This window comes from Microbacterium mangrovi (assembly GCF_000802305.1).
GTDB classification, from domain to species: domain Bacteria; phylum Actinomycetota; class Actinomycetes; order Actinomycetales; family Microbacteriaceae; genus Microbacterium; species Microbacterium mangrovi.
The window spans coordinates 1-13,127 of record NZ_JTDK01000021.1; the positions used below are offsets into that span (position 1 = coordinate 1).

At 70.8% G+C, this 13,127-nt stretch carries 15 protein-coding genes; 9 read left to right on the plus strand and 6 right to left on the minus strand.

Features of this window, described 5'->3' with window-relative positions; translation table 11 throughout:
* Positions 1-367 precede the first annotated feature (367 nt).
* The 3 genes from LK09_RS18640 (at position 368) to LK09_RS18650 (ending at position 2,568) form a co-directional block, all read left to right on the plus strand.
* A complete protein-coding gene (locus LK09_RS18640; RefSeq protein ID WP_039402954.1) occupies positions 368-937 on the plus strand; it encodes a dihydrofolate reductase family protein in 570 nt (189 codons plus the stop codon).
* 197 nt (positions 938-1,134) lie between these two features.
* Positions 1,135-1,755 carry a DUF1269 domain-containing protein gene (locus LK09_RS18645; protein ID WP_039402956.1) on the plus strand — a complete coding sequence of 207 codons (621 nt, stop codon included), beginning with the start codon at positions 1,135-1,137 and terminating at the stop codon, positions 1,753-1,755.
* A 135-nt stretch (positions 1,756-1,890) separates the two neighbouring features.
* Positions 1,891-2,568, plus strand: a complete 678-nt coding sequence (locus tag LK09_RS18650; RefSeq protein ID WP_039402958.1) for a Type 1 glutamine amidotransferase-like domain-containing protein — start codon at positions 1,891-1,893, stop codon at positions 2,566-2,568.
* A 105-nt stretch (positions 2,569-2,673) separates the two neighbouring features.
* Here LK09_RS18650 and LK09_RS18655 read toward each other — a convergent pair whose 3' ends face one another.
* Genes LK09_RS18655 through LK09_RS18670 form a run of 4 tightly spaced genes read right to left on the minus strand, consistent with a single transcriptional unit; the run spans position 2,674 to position 7,615 of the window.
* Complete coding sequence (locus tag LK09_RS18655) at positions 2,674-3,936, minus strand: ammonium transporter (RefSeq protein ID WP_039402959.1); 1,263 nt, start codon at positions 3,934-3,936, stop codon at positions 2,674-2,676.
* Positions 3,937-3,972: 36 nt separating this feature from the next.
* Positions 3,973-5,223: an allantoate amidohydrolase gene (locus tag LK09_RS18660; protein ID WP_039402960.1), complete on the minus strand. Its 1,251-nt coding sequence runs from the start codon at positions 5,221-5,223 to the stop codon at positions 3,973-3,975.
* Position 5,224: 1 nt separating this feature from the next.
* The gene (locus tag LK09_RS18665) at positions 5,225-6,400 is read right to left on the minus strand and encodes an FAD-dependent oxidoreductase (protein WP_039402961.1); all 1,176 of its coding nucleotides are present in this window, start codon (positions 6,398-6,400) and stop codon (positions 5,225-5,227) included.
* 36 nt (positions 6,401-6,436) lie between these two features.
* Entirely contained in the window at positions 6,437-7,615 is a 1,179-nt protein-coding gene (locus LK09_RS18670) for a tyramine oxidase subunit B (protein ID WP_052227000.1), read from the minus strand.
* A 149-nt stretch (positions 7,616-7,764) separates the two neighbouring features.
* On the opposite strand from LK09_RS18670, the gene LK09_RS18675 reads away from it, so the two are divergent.
* Positions 7,765-8,670, plus strand: coding sequence for a LysR family transcriptional regulator (locus LK09_RS18675; protein WP_039402962.1), 906 nt, complete (start codon positions 7,765-7,767; stop codon positions 8,668-8,670).
* 49 nt (positions 8,671-8,719) lie between these two features.
* On the opposite strand, the gene LK09_RS18680 is transcribed toward LK09_RS18675, so the two are convergent.
* Entirely contained in the window at positions 8,720-9,394 is a 675-nt protein-coding gene (locus LK09_RS18680) for a DUF4386 domain-containing protein (RefSeq protein ID WP_039402964.1), read from the minus strand.
* 152 nt (positions 9,395-9,546) lie between these two features.
* Between LK09_RS18680 and LK09_RS18685 the strand changes: the two genes are divergently transcribed.
* The 5 genes from LK09_RS18685 (at position 9,547) to LK09_RS18705 (ending at position 12,655) form a co-directional block, all read left to right on the plus strand.
* Positions 9,547-10,200: a TetR/AcrR family transcriptional regulator gene (locus tag LK09_RS18685; RefSeq protein WP_231563156.1), complete on the plus strand. Its 654-nt coding sequence runs from the start codon at positions 9,547-9,549 to the stop codon at positions 10,198-10,200.
* Between the two features lie 89 nt (positions 10,201-10,289).
* Positions 10,290-10,649 carry an ArsR/SmtB family transcription factor gene (locus tag LK09_RS18690; RefSeq protein WP_039402968.1) on the plus strand — a complete coding sequence of 120 codons (360 nt, stop codon included), beginning with the start codon at positions 10,290-10,292 and terminating at the stop codon, positions 10,647-10,649.
* Positions 10,646-11,092: an SRPBCC family protein gene (locus tag LK09_RS18695; RefSeq protein ID WP_231563157.1), complete on the plus strand. Its 447-nt coding sequence runs from the start codon at positions 10,646-10,648 to the stop codon at positions 11,090-11,092. The genes LK09_RS18690 and LK09_RS18695 overlap by 4 nt, the downstream gene beginning before the upstream one ends.
* Before the next feature lie 120 nt (positions 11,093-11,212).
* Positions 11,213-11,776 (plus strand): dihydrofolate reductase family protein, encoded by a 564-nt coding sequence (locus LK09_RS18700; RefSeq protein WP_039402970.1) that lies wholly within the window; start codon positions 11,213-11,215, stop codon positions 11,774-11,776.
* 33 nt (positions 11,777-11,809) lie between these two features.
* Complete coding sequence (locus LK09_RS18705) at positions 11,810-12,655, plus strand: LLM class flavin-dependent oxidoreductase (protein WP_039402972.1); 846 nt, start codon at positions 11,810-11,812, stop codon at positions 12,653-12,655.
* 18 nt (positions 12,656-12,673) lie between these two features.
* On the opposite strand, the gene LK09_RS18710 is transcribed toward LK09_RS18705, so the two are convergent.
* A partial coding sequence (locus LK09_RS18710) for an ROK family protein (RefSeq protein WP_039402973.1) occupies positions 12,674-13,127 on the minus strand: 454 nt, incomplete at its 5' end.

Genomic DNA, 13,127 nt, shown 5'->3' on the forward strand with positions numbered 1-13,127 from the left:
TCTCCGCACCGAACGCGACCGCCACCCGCGCCCGGGCACCACCCAGTCGGTCGACCAGCACGTCCAGGTCGGACAGCACCGGAGAGAGCCCGCCGTGCGACGTGTCGGCCATGATGCCCCCTCCCGGTCGTTGGAATGTTCGAATCCGATACCTCCACACTATCGAACAAGCATCCACAATGCAAGCGAGTTGCAGCACATCTTGGATGATGCGTTCGGGGCGAGCGTTCCGTCTCGCTATGCTCGCTCAACGACCGGGGGACGCGGGGGCGTCGCGTCTCGCTACGCTCGCTCAACGACCGGGGGATGCGGGTTCCGCCGCGCCGGGCCGGAGCCTAGGCTCGGGCGCGAGGCGAAGGAGGCTTCCGTGCAGACACTGACGATCGACTTCATCTGCTCCCTCGACGGATACGGTGCGGCCGACGGCTGGCCGGGCCTGTGGGGGATGGGCGGTCCGGAGTACCTCCGGTGGCTGGAGGAGTCACCCGAGCGGGATGCCCCGATCCTGATGGGCGCGACGACGTACCGCCTGATGTCCGCACTCGCCGCCTCGGGTGAGCCCGGCACCGAGGTGCTCGACAGCATCCCGAAGTACGTGTTCTCGGCGAGCCTCGACGACCCGCTGACGTGGCCCGAATCGGCGCTCGTCCGGGAGGACGCGATCGCGTACGTCGGACGGTTGAAGGAGGAGTCCCCGCGGCCCCTGCGCACGCTCGGCAGCATCTCGCTGTGCCGGTCGCTTCTGCAGGCGGGACTGGTGGACAGGTATCGGGTGTGCGTCTTCCCCGTGATCACCGGCGCGACGGGTCGCGACCGCATCTTCGACGGCTATCCGGACGTGCGCCTCGACCTGGTCGAGTCGCGCACGTTCGACGGACGCATCCAGCTGCTCGAGTACGTCCCCGCCGTGCTCGACGGTCCGCCCGGTCGGCAGTGACGCCGTCCATCACACACATCGTGTGAAACTTCACGTAACCGTACGACCAAGGCCACCTGCGCGCCGACCTGCCGCGGTAGCGTGTTCGCACCATCCGGCGGCGCACCCCGCGGCCACGACGTGACAGCGGTCGCGCCGCCGGTCCTGGCCACCGGTGTCGCACTCGCGCGCCGGACCGCAGTCGAAGGAGAATCCGCATGACCGATGCCACACAGTCGACCGCCGTCGACGCCGACGAGACCGTCTCCGTCGCGGCAGCAGCCGTCACGGACGGCGCCTACACGCTGATCGCTGCGGAGTTCGGCGACACCGACACCGCGCTGCAGGCCTACGAGGCGCTCAAGGAGGTCGAGAACGGCACGAGCGTCGAGATCGACGGCGTGCTCGTCGTCAAGCGCGACGAAGACGGCACCATCAAGGTGCAGAAGGTCACCGACCACAGCACGCGGCGCGGCCTCGGCTGGGGAGCCCTCGGCGGTGTGGTCCTGGGCGTGCTGTTCCCGCCGACGATCATCGGCAGCGCGCTGGTGCTCGGCGCCGGTGGCGCCGGCGTCGGTGCGCTCCGTGAGCGCCACCACAAGAAGGAGCTCGCCGAGGAGCTGCAGGATGCCATCGCACCCGGTCACTCCGGCATCATCGCGCTGGTCTCCGACCCGGGTGAGATCAAGATCCGCAAGGCGCTGGAGAAGGCCGACCGCATCGTCGAGAAGGCCGTGGACGAGGCCGTCGCCGACGACCTGAAGACCGCCGCGAAGGCCGCCGAGGCCGACGACAAGGCCGCGAAGGCGGATGCCGCGGAAGCCGCCGACAAGGCCTGATCCCGGTCCCTGAAGCGAAACGGCGCCCCGCACCCAGGTGCGGGGCGTCGTGCGTGTATCCCGGCCCCGCCCTCGCGGGATGCGGACCGCCGACGTAGTCTGCTGGGAGCCGATCCAGGGAGGGAAGGGCGCATCGTGAAGCTGCTGCTGACGTCCGGGGGTGTGACGAACCTCGGCATCCGCGCCGCGCTCGTCGACCTGCTCGGAAAGCCGATCGAAGAGAGCGACGCGCTGTTCATCCCCACTGCTCAGTGGGGCCAGCCCCAGTGCTCGCCGCAATCCGTGTATCGGTCGGTCGCGGGCGCGTGGCCCGGCCAGGAAGGACTCTGCGACCTGGGCTGGAAGTCGGTGGGCGTGCTGGAGCTGACCGCCCTGCCGAGCATCGGCGACGAGCGGTGGATGCCGTGGGTTCGTGAGGCCGACGTGCTGCTCGTCGACGGCGGCGAGGCGATCTACCTGCGCGACTGGATGCGGCGGTCCGGGCTCGTCGACCTGCTCGCGACCCTGCCGGACCTCGTGTGGGTGGGGGTGAGCGCCGGCAGCATGGTGATGACCCCGCGCATCGGGGAGGAGTTCTGCGACTGGAAGCCGGGTGACGGCGACGAGACGCTGGGCGTCGTGGACTTCTCGATCTTCCCGCACCTGGACTACCCGGGCTGGACCGGCAACACGACGGCGGCCGCGCACCGGTGGGCGCCGCAGATCCCGAACCCGGCGTACGCGATCGACGACCAGACCGCGATCGTCGTCGCGGACGGCATCCCGCAGGTCGTCTCCGAGGGGCACTGGGAGCTGCTGAACGCCCCCGGCTGACGTGCACCGAGCCCGCAGGATCCGGCCCGGGTCCGCAGGATCCGGCGGAGGAGATCCTGCGGACCCGGAGCGAATCCGGCGGGCTCGGCGGGGCCGGATGCCGGACTACACCAGCTCGTACGCCTCTTCGCCGTGGACGGCGAGGTCGACACCGGCGAGCTCGTCCTCGTTGCGCACCCGGAAGCCGATCGTCTTCTCGATCGCCCAGCCGATCGCCCAGGCGATGCCGAAGGAGTACGCCGCCACCGCGATCGCGGCCGTGGCCTGGACGATCAACTGCTCCCAGCTGCCGCTGTAGAGGAGGCCGGTGCCGTTCGCGAAGAACCCGAGGAACAGGCATCCGAGGAATCCGCCCACGCCGTGCAGGCCCACGACATCCAGCGAGTCGTCGAACCCGAGCTTGTACTTCAGCTCGATCGCGAGGGCGCAGACCGCTCCCGCGATGAGGCCGAGCACGATCGCCCAGCCGGGTGTGAGCGAGAAGCAGGCCGGGGTGATCGCGACGAGACCGGCGATCGCGCCGGAGCCGGCGCCGATCGAGGTCGGCTTGCCGTCCTTGAACTTCTCCACGACGACCCAGCCCAGGATGCCGGCCGCCGCCGCGACGAAGGTGTTGATCGCGAGGATGCCGAGCCCGTCGAAGTTCGTCGTGGCCGCGGCCCCCACGTTGAAGCCGAACCAGCCGAACCACAGGATGCCGACGCCGATCAGGGTCAGTGGAACGTTGTGCGGGCTGGAGACGCCCTTGGTGAAGCCGATCCGCTTGCCGAGGACGAAGGCGAGCGCGAGGGCCGCGGCGGCCGAATTGATGTGCACCGCCGTGCCGCCGGCGTAGTCGATGGTGGTCGTCGCGGTGTGGAACCCGAGCAGGTTGCCGAGGTTGTAGACCCAGCCGGTCGGGTCGCCGTTTGCGGGGTTGAAGCCCCACACCCAGCCCTGCACGGGGAAGTAGTCGAGGATCGCCCAGAGGGCGGCGAACAGCATCCACGCGCCGTACTTCGCCCGGTCGGCGATCGCGCCCGAGATCAGGGCGACCGTCGCGATGGCGAACGTGGCCCCGTAGAGCACCATGAGCAGGTTCGCGTTGGCGTCCTTGCCCTGCGTGAGGTTCGTGAGGGCGAAGTCGGAGAACGGGTTGCCGAGAACACCGGGGATGAGGTTGCCGGAGCCGGCGGTCATGTCGCCCATGTTGAAGCCGATGAGCACCCAGAGGACGCCGACGATCCCCATCGATCCGATGCTCATCATCATCATGCTGATGACGGACTTCGCGCGGACCATGCCGCCGTAGAAGAACGCGATGCCGGGCGTCATGAACAGCACCAGGACGGCGGCTGTCAGATACCAGGCGAGATTTCCACTGTCCATAGTTCAGGCCTTTCGTGAGGGGGTGGTGGGGTCGGGTCAGCGGGTGAGCAGATGCGCGAGGACGCCGGTGAGCGCTTCGACGCCGGCGGCGATGTCGGCGGGCTCGGCGTGCTCGGCGGGCGTGTGCGAGGCGCCGGTGGGGTTGCGGACGAACAGCATCCCGGTCGGGATGACGGAGGCGAGCACACCGGCGTCGTGCCCGGCGCCGGTGTCGAGCACGGGGGCATCCGGAAGCACCGCCTGCATGGCGCCTCGCAGGTTCGCGTCGAAGTCGACGGTGGGGGAGAACGACTGCTCGGTGAGGGCGACCGTGCATCCCTCGGCCTCTGCGGCGCGGATGGCGTCGTCCCGCACCTCGTCGACGATGCGCTGCACGACCTCCTCGGCCCGGTGCCGCACGTCGATCCAGAGGTCGACCGCCGAGGCGATCACGTTCGTGCCGCCGGGCACCACCTTGATGCGCCCCACGGTTCCGCGGGCGTCCCGCTCGCCGGTGGCGTGCCGGCGCACGCTCTGGATCACGGCGGATGCCACGACGACGGGATCGTGTCGGTCGGCCATCCGGGTGGCGCCGGCGTGGTCCCCGCGACCCTCGATCCGCAGGTGCCAGCGTCCGTGTGCGAGGATCGCGCCCGCCAGGGCGACCGGGCGTCCGAGGTCGGCGAGGCCGCGCCCCTGCTCGACGTGCAGCTCGACGAACGCGGAGATCGAGGCGATCCGGGCGGGATCCGCGCCGATGCGGTCCGGGTCGAAGCCGATGTCGGCGCAGACCTCGGCGAAGGTGCGGCCGGTGTCGTCGGTCGTCCCGCGCACCTCTTCGGGATCGAGGATGCCGGCGAGGAGTCGCGATCCGAGGCAGGCGACCCCGAACCGCGACCCCTCCTCTTCGGGGAACACGGCGATCCCGAGGGGTCGCACGGGCTGGACGCCCCGGTACCGGAGGAGGTCGACCGCGGCCAGCGCGCTCGCCACCCCCAGCGGACCGTCGAGGTTGCCGCCGCCGGGCACCGAGTCCAGGTGCGAGCCGGTCACGATCGCGTCGCACCGCCTCCCGGGCTCGGCGGCCGGCTCGCCGTGGGCGGGGGTCGGGTCCCACCACGCCCACATGATCCCGTTCCGGTCCGTCTCGACATCCAGCCCGCGCTCGGTGGCGTGGGTGGTGAACCAGGTGCGCAGCCGCAGCTCGGCGGGCGAGAACACCGGACGGGTGTACCCGCCGCGCTCGGGGTCGCAGCCGACCTCGGCGATCTCCGCCAGCAGGGCGTTCGCATCGCCGCACGCACCCACGTCACACCCCCGCGAAGCTCTGCCCCGCGGCACGGAACCGCGACGCGGACGCCAGGGTCCCGGCGACGAGATCCACGACCAGCTCGCCGAGGAGCGGGGCGAACTTCGCGCCCTGCCCCGAGCACGGCGACACGACGGTGATGCCCTCCGCGCGGTCGATGATCATGTCGTCGCGCGGCACGTTCGTGAACAGGCACGTCGTCTCGGCGTAGGGCGCCGGGACGAGCCCCGGGGCGAACCGCGCGACGAACCCGCGCACCCGCTCCCGGTTGCCGCGGTCGATCGCGCCGTCCTGCTCGCGGGCGGAGTCGATCACGCGCCCGCCGTTGTACTCGGCGACCTTCTGCCCTTCGAATCCGGCATCCCGCCCGCCGGGCAGCCCGTAGGTCTGGATGTGCTCGCCCTTGTAGATGAACGTGGGCCAGGAGGCGGCGTCCCCCGGCTCGGGCTCGCCGCGGTGGTGCGCATCCCGGTACGGAAAGTGGAACGCGTTCTCCTGCCGCACCTCGAACTGGGGCATCGCGGCCGCGAACCCCGCCGGGAGGTCGAGGTCGGCGAGCAGGGCCGGCAGCCAGCCGCCGGCGGCGACGACCACCTGCTCCGCGTGCACCGTCTCGCCGCGGGTCGAGGTCACGACGTAGCCCGCGGAGGCGCGGCGCACGCTCGCGACATCCCACCCGGTGCGCACCGCCGCGCCGGCGGCCTGCGCGAGGGCGAGCATCGCGGTGACCGACCGCTCGGCGTCGAGCACGCCCGCTCCGGGATGCCACAGCACTTCCGTGTCGAACGTCAGCTGGGGCCACCGCGCGCCGGCCTCGGCGCGGCTGAGCAGCTCGTGGTCGACACCGCTCTGCTCGAGCACGCGGGCAAGGCCTCGCGGGTCGCGGACGGCGCCGAAGTCCAGCGCACCGGCCGGGGTGATCAGCTGTGTGCCGGCGGCGGCCTCCAGTTCGTCCCAGCTGCCGCGAGCGCGCACCACGAGGTCGGTGGAGAACCGGTCCGGGTACGCGTACCGGAAGATGCGCGCCGACCCGTGGGAGCTGCCGAAGTGGGATGCCGGGACATCCCGCTCGAGCACCAGGACGTCGGCGCCGGACTGCGCGAGTCGCCAGGCGGCCGCGGCTCCGGTCAGGCCGGCGCCGATGATCGCGTAGGTGACGGAGTCGGCAAAACGCATACCTGTCATGTGCGGGGCGTTCTCGGTCGCCACGACTCAGGCCAGGTCCGGCGTGTTCCAGAGGTTCAGCGTGGTGCCGATCCCCAGCTCGACCGCGTTCTCGTAGACGGTCTTCGCCCAGGCGACGTCCTCGACGCCCATGCCGCCGACGCTGAACAGCACGGGCTGCTCGTCGAACTCGCGACCGACCGCGGTCCCGTCGAACACGTCCCCGATGTTCACGACCCGCGACTCGTCGAGATGCCCGGCGTCGATGAGGTCCTGCCAGTACAGGCCGATCATCCCGAACGCCGTCTCGTGCGAGAGCGCCGGGTACTCCTCGGCCCAGGCCTCGTAGATCTTCTTGGCGTCCGCGATGAGCCGCGCCTTGCCGGAGACGGTGTACTCGCGGTCCATCCGCAGGTTCGCGGGCAGGCTGAGGAAGGCGCCGGGCTTGATCCAGTCGCCGTCGATGTAGGGGTAGTTCTCGGATCCGACGAGGCCGGTCACCGCATCCGACACGATGTCCGAGTCGCGCACGGCGGCCTCGACGCTGTCGACGATCTCGATCGTGGTGAACTGCGGGTAGTTCGCCGAGACGAACGCCGCGAACGCCTCGGACGTGACGCGCCGGCGCCCGTGGATGCGGATGGTGTCGAGCGTGGGCCGGGCGGCGGTCATGGCGTGCACGGCGCTCTTGTTCATCGCGCCGGGGCCGATGATGCCGAGTGAGCGCGCGCCCACCGGAGCGAGCTTGCGGGCTGCGGCCCCCGGAACGGCGGCGGTGCGGTAGGCGCTCTCGAGGTTGCCGGACATGATCGCGAAGGGCGCACCGGTGTGCTTGTCGTTGAGCACGATGAGGTGGATCGAGCGGGGCAGGCCCTGCTCGCGGTTGTCGACGTTGGAGCCGTACCACTTGACCCCGGCGGTGTCGAAGCGCCCGCCCAGGTACGCGGCCATCGCCATGAAGCGACGGTCAGCGGCATCCAGCGGCATCGTCGGGAACGGGGAGGACTGCGGGAAGCTGATCTGCGCGCCGTGCGAGTTCGCCGAGTTGCCGGCCATGCGGTAGTCGCCCTTGGCGACGAGCACCAGGACCTCCTCCATGACGTCCATGCAGCGGTCCATGTCCTTCACGCCGGCCGCGATCACCTCGGGCTCCGACAGGTAGAGCATGTCGATCCGGGTGCTGACCGGGGTGCCTGTCGGGGTGCCGGTCGCCGTGGCGGTGCTCATCGGTTCTCCTTCAAATTCGGAATCTGTCGGGACCAGAAAAGCGGGTCAGGTAATCCCTGGTCAAATACCTTTTCGCGGCTCGATTGATAGCGATTCGCTCGCAATTTCCCGGTAACGGGACCGAAATACGAACCCCGTATCGTGCGGGCATGGAACTCCGTCAACTGCGCTATTTCGCCGCAGTCGCCGACGAGCTCCACTTCGGTCGCGCGGCCGAGAGGCTGCACATGTCGCAGCCGCCGCTGAGCGTGCAGGTCGGGCGTCTGGAGCAGGAGATCGGGGTTTCGCTGTTCGAACGCAGCACCCGTCGTGTCACCCTGACGCCGGCCGGACGCCACCTGCATGCGCGGGCGCAGGAACTCCTCGACCAGTTCGAGCACCTGCGTTTCGAGATGCGCGAGTATGCGGACGGCCTGGCGGGGGAGCTCACCGCCGGCTTCGTCAGTTCGGCCAATTACACCGTGCTCCCCGGGGTCGTGCAGCTGTTCCGCGCCCGTCGCTCCGGCGTGGCGCTGAAGCTCGCGCCGCTGACGTCGGGGGAGCAGTTCGACCGCTTGCGAGCGGGGACGCTGGATGTCGGGATCGTCCGCGACGACATCCCGACGTCGCAGGCCGGCGGTCCCGAGCTGATCACCGAGGTCGTCTTCGAGGAGCGCCTGGTCGCCTGCCTGCCGGTGGACCACCCGCTCGCGCAGCAGGCGACGGTGACGCCGGAGGAGATCAGCGAGGTGCCGATGATCGCCTATCCGGCATCCCTCATGCCCGGCTACGTCGGCCGGGTCACCGACCTGCTCGCCGCCGCCGACTGCGACGCCCGCGTGGTCGAGGAGGTCGTGCACCAGGAGACCGCGCTGGGATTCGTCGCGGCGGGCGTGGGCACCAGCATCCTGCCCGAATCGGTGCGTCAGCTGGTGCCGCCGACGATCGCGGTGGTGCCGCTGGCCGGGTCGCCGACGACCAGGCTCCTCGCCGCCCGCGCCGCACGCCCCGACCGGGCGATGTGCGCCGCGTTCGTGGAGTGCCTGCACGACGCCGCCGCCGCACTTGCCGCATAGGGGCATCCTGCCCTTCACGGAGGCCGTCGGCGCGGCGGACGCCCACGCCTCAGGCCGCCACCGGAGAGCGGTCCCGTGACGATCGGGTGACGGAGCGGGTGTCTCCCGGGGTGAAGCCCTTGACGGTGAGCCAGACGCCGAGGGAGAGCTCCCAGAGGGCGACCGGAACGGTCGCGATCGCGGCGACGGGCGAAGTCTGCGACCAGGCTCCGCAGAGCACACCGACCGACGAGGCCAGCAGCAGCGGCGCTCCGATGAGACCCGTGAGCGGGATGACGCGCGGCACGAGCCTTCCCCGATACATCACCGTGCCCAGGAGCAGGGCGTTGACCGCGGCCATGACGGCCGGCCCGAGCAGGAACGAGGCGTCGTGCAGCGCGACGAGCGGCGCTGCGGCGGCCGCGTGCCCGGCATCCCGCAGCGCGGCCGTGCCGAGCAGGGCGAGCACGCCGACCATGATCATCGTGGCTTCGAGCGTGCGCGAGACGACGAAGCCGAGGCCGAGCGGTTCGCTGATCCGTCTCGTCACCGGGAAGAGGACGAGGGCGGTCCCGACGCACGCGGCGGCGAGCAGCAGTTCGAGGACGGCGCCGAGGGATGCCGCGGCACGACCCGCGTCGCCGGCGAAGTAGGCGGTCTTCAGTGCGAGGGCGGGGACGGAGGTCGCGAAGGTCGCGAGGTACAGCAGCCCCGCGGTCAGGGCGGTGCGGCGATCGGGGGTCATGAGGGACTCCTCCACTCGGAGGTGTACGGCGTACACCTGATGCGAACGAGTGTAGGTGTACGTTGTACACTTGGTCAAGAGGGAGCCGGACGCGAAAGGAGGGGGCTGACACCATGTCGAGCGCGCCGCGCAGGCCGGTCAGTCGCGATCGCGTGATCGACACGGCCATCGCGCTCGCCGACGAGGAGGGGCTCGACGCGGTCAGCATGCGGTCCGTCGCGGCCGAACTCGATGTCGTGCCCATGGCGCTCTACAAGCACGTCGACGGAAAAGAAGACCTGATCGCAGGGATGATCGACGCTATCGTCTCGCGGTATCCGGCTGCCCCTGCCGGCCAGGACTGGCGTGACGCGGTGCGCGGGCGTGTGCTCGGAGCGCGCGACGAGCTCGGCATCCATCCGTGGCTGCGCACCGCGATCGAATCAGCTACCCGCCGCACCCCGGCGGTCCTCGCCTACATGGACGCGCTCGCCGGCGAATTCGCCGCGGGCGGCGTCTCCTATGACCTCACCCACTACGCGATGCATGCGCTGGGGCATCGCATCTGGGGCTTCTCGCCCGAGGCGTTCGCGACGAGCACGGGCGATGCCCCGCCGCCGGACCCCGAGACGGTCGCGACGATGATGCGCACCTACCCGCACGTGGTCGCGATCGCACAGGCGTCTGCGGCATCCAACCCCTCCGGCGCGTGCGACGAGGATGCCGAGTTCGAGTTCACCCTCGACCTGCTGCTGGAGTCCTTCGAGCGGCTGCACCGGTCGGGCTGGACGTCCGGGTCGGTCGCTTCGCCGCGCCCCGGTTCCTGAGCGAGCGAAGCGAGACGAAGGGACGACCGCCCTGCGAGACTCGCTGTACGCTGTATAGAACCGATCGGTTCAGTACGGCGGGAGGACTCATGGTGAAGACGCTGGAAGATCCGCTGAGCAAGACCTTCGCGGCGCTCGCCGATCCGACGCGGCGCGCGATCCTGGCCCGGCTCGCGCAGGGTTCGGCGAACGTCGGCGACCTCGCGGAACCTTTCGACATGAGCTTCGCGGCCGTCTCCAAGCACCTTCGCGTGCTCGAGGGCGCGGGCCTCGTCTCGCGGGGGCGGGATGCCCAGTACCGGCCGGCGATGCTCGACGCGCGTCCGCTCGCCGCCGCGTCCGTGTGGATCGACGACTACCGTCGGTTCTGGGGCGACAGCTTCGACGCCCTGGACGACTTCCTCGCGCAGACGGCCGAGGCCCCCACCGACCAGGAGAGTGCGCAGTGACCGGCATCACCGAAGACGGCATCCGGATCGACCGCGAATTCGCGGCATCCCCGACGGCGGTCTTCGCCGCCTGGACGACCCCGGAGTCGTTCTCACGCTGGTTCGGCGGACGCGAGGTCACGGTGCCCCTCGACGGGCTCGACTACCGGGCCGAGGCCGGGCGGGCGTGGTCGGCGATGATGGTGCTCCCCGACGGCAACACGATCGACTGGGCCGGTGAGTTCGTCGAGGTCGACCCGCCCTCGCGCCTCGTGATGACGCTCACCGACCGCCCGGCGGAGGGCGAGCGCGCCCTGCTGACGGTCGAACTGACCCCGAGCGCCGCCGGCACGCGCCTGGTGATGACGCAGCAGACGCCGGGCTTCACCGAGGAGCAGCGCCTGGGCACGATCGCCGGCTGGCAGACGTTCCTCGACGTGCTCGGAGAGCTCGCCGAGGCCTGACCCCGGGCATCCCGCACCGCCGTGGACGCCGCCGTGAACTTCGTACTTAACTATTTGGTTCTGTACTGATAGGTTGAATACGTCGGGCGTCGGAACGACTGACGCCGGGAGAGGAACATCATGCGCAAGCTCATCGTGTCCGCGTTCGTGTCGGCCGACGGGGTGGCCGAAGCGCCGGGTCCGGATGCCGCCTACCGCAACGCCGGCTGGACCTTCAAGGACGTCGAGTTCGACCTGGCCGCCTACGAGCTGAAGGGCCGCGAGCAGGAGGAGGCCGGCGCCGTGCTGCTCGGCCGCCGCAGCTACGAGCTGTTCGCACCGGTCTGGCCGTCGATGGACGACTTCACCGGCTACAACGCCATGCCCCGGTACGTCGTCTCGACCACCCTCGAGCACGACGACGAGCGGTGGCCGGCGACCGTGCTCCGCTCCCTGGACGACGTCGCGGCCCTGCGGGAGACCGACGGCGCGCCGCTCATCGTCCACGGCAGCCTCGCCCTCGGGCACGCGCTTCAGGATGCCGGGCTCGTCGACCGCTTCCACGTGCTCGTGTTCCCGGTGCTGCTCGGCGAGGGCCAGCGCCTGTTCAGCGAGTCGGCGCACGATACCGTCAAGCTCGCCATCGCCGAGCACGAGGTCTACGGCAACGGCGTGCAGAAGCTCGTGTACGACGTCGTGCGCTGAGCGCGGCGTAGCCTCGGAGCGGGAGGCATCCTCATGGACTACGGTCATCCGCTCCGGTTCGGCACCTTCATCACGCCGGTCAACGCGCCGCCCCAGCGTCCGGTCGAGCTCGCCCGGCTCACCGAACGGCTCGGCTACGACCTGGTCACGTTCCAGGATCATCCGTATCAGCCGCGGTTCCACGACACGTGGACGCTCATGTCGTACGTCGCGGCAGCCACGACGACGGTGCGGATCGCGCCGGACGTCGCGAACCTGCCCATGCGGCAGCCCGCGGTGCTGGCGCGGTCCGCGGCATCCCTCGATCTGCTCACCGGCGGACGCCTCGACCTCGGGCTCGGCGCAGGTGGATTCTGGGACGCCATCGAGGCGATGGGCGGACGCCGCCTGACCCCCGGCCAGGCGGTCGACGCGCTCGCCGAGGCCATCGACATCATGCGCGGCGTGTGGGATCCGGATGCCGGATTCCCGCTGCACGGCGGCGACTACTACCCGGTGCGCGGCGCCAAGCGGGGTCCGCGGCCGGCGCATCCCATCCCGCTGTGGATCGGTGCCCGCGGTCCGCGGATGCTGCGCCTGACCGGTCGCACGGGCGACGGCTGGCTGCCGTCGCTCGGGTACCTCACTCCGATCGACCTCGCCGCGGCCAACGCGCGGATCGACGACGCCGCGGCGGATGCCGGACGCGATCCGCGCGCGGTCGAACGCCTCGCCAACGTGGCCGGGACGGAGGGGGTCGACGACCTCGTGCACCTGGCACTGGAGCACGGCATCTCGACGTTCATCTCCACCGGGGACGACCCCGCCGAGATGCAGCGCCGCGCCGAAGAGGTGAACCCCGCAGTGCGCGCGGCGGTCGCCGCAGAGCGCGCCCGCTGACCCGCGAGACGAAGGGCTTCAGCCCACCCGGCGGGTCATCCAGATGTCGAGCGCGTTCTCGCGCGCGGCGGCTGCGGCCGCGGCGATCGCACCGGTGACGACCACGTCGGCGCCGAGCTGCGACACGACGAGCTCCGGGGCGGGAAGATCCAGATCGGTCGGCAGCGACCGGCGTGCGGCCGCGACCACCTCGTCGACGCCGTCCGAGATCGCGCCCGACACGACCACGCGCTGCGGATCGAACATGCTGCCCAGCACGCTGACGACCCGGGCGAGCATGGCACCGACCCGCACGGCGATCGCCCGGGCGTCGTCGTCGCCCTGGGCGGCGAGCTCGAGCACGGCGCGTCCGTCCAGGTCGGCGCCGGGGATGGATGCCAGGGCGCTGTCGGCCGCGACCGTGCCGTCCGCGACCGCCGCGGCCGCCCAGCGCGCCGCCACGGTGCCGAGCCCGTCTGCTCCGCCGACGCCG

Excerpts from the sequence above, each read along its gene's own strand:
- LK09_RS18645 (WP_039402956.1), top strand. The coding sequence starts at position 1,135 with ATGACCGATGCCACACAGTCGACCGCCGTCGACGCCGACGAGACCGTC.
- LK09_RS18655 (WP_039402959.1), bottom strand. The coding sequence starts at position 3,936 with ATGGACAGTGGAAATCTCGCCTGGTATCTGACAGCCGCCGTCCTGGTG.
- LK09_RS18665 (WP_039402961.1), bottom strand. The coding sequence starts at position 6,400 with ATGCGTTTTGCCGACTCCGTCACCTACGCGATCATCGGCGCCGGCCTG.
- LK09_RS18670 (WP_052227000.1), bottom strand. The coding sequence starts at position 7,615 with ATGAGCACCGCCACGGCGACCGGCACCCCGACAGGCACCCCGGTCAGC.
- LK09_RS18675 (WP_039402962.1), top strand. The coding sequence starts at position 7,765 with ATGGAACTCCGTCAACTGCGCTATTTCGCCGCAGTCGCCGACGAGCTC.
- LK09_RS18680 (WP_039402964.1), bottom strand. The coding sequence starts at position 9,394 with ATGACCCCCGATCGCCGCACCGCCCTGACCGCGGGGCTGCTGTACCTC.
- LK09_RS18690 (WP_039402968.1), top strand. The coding sequence starts at position 10,290 with ATGGTGAAGACGCTGGAAGATCCGCTGAGCAAGACCTTCGCGGCGCTC.
- LK09_RS18700 (WP_039402970.1), top strand. The coding sequence starts at position 11,213 with ATGCGCAAGCTCATCGTGTCCGCGTTCGTGTCGGCCGACGGGGTGGCC.
- LK09_RS18705 (WP_039402972.1), top strand. The coding sequence starts at position 11,810 with ATGGACTACGGTCATCCGCTCCGGTTCGGCACCTTCATCACGCCGGTC.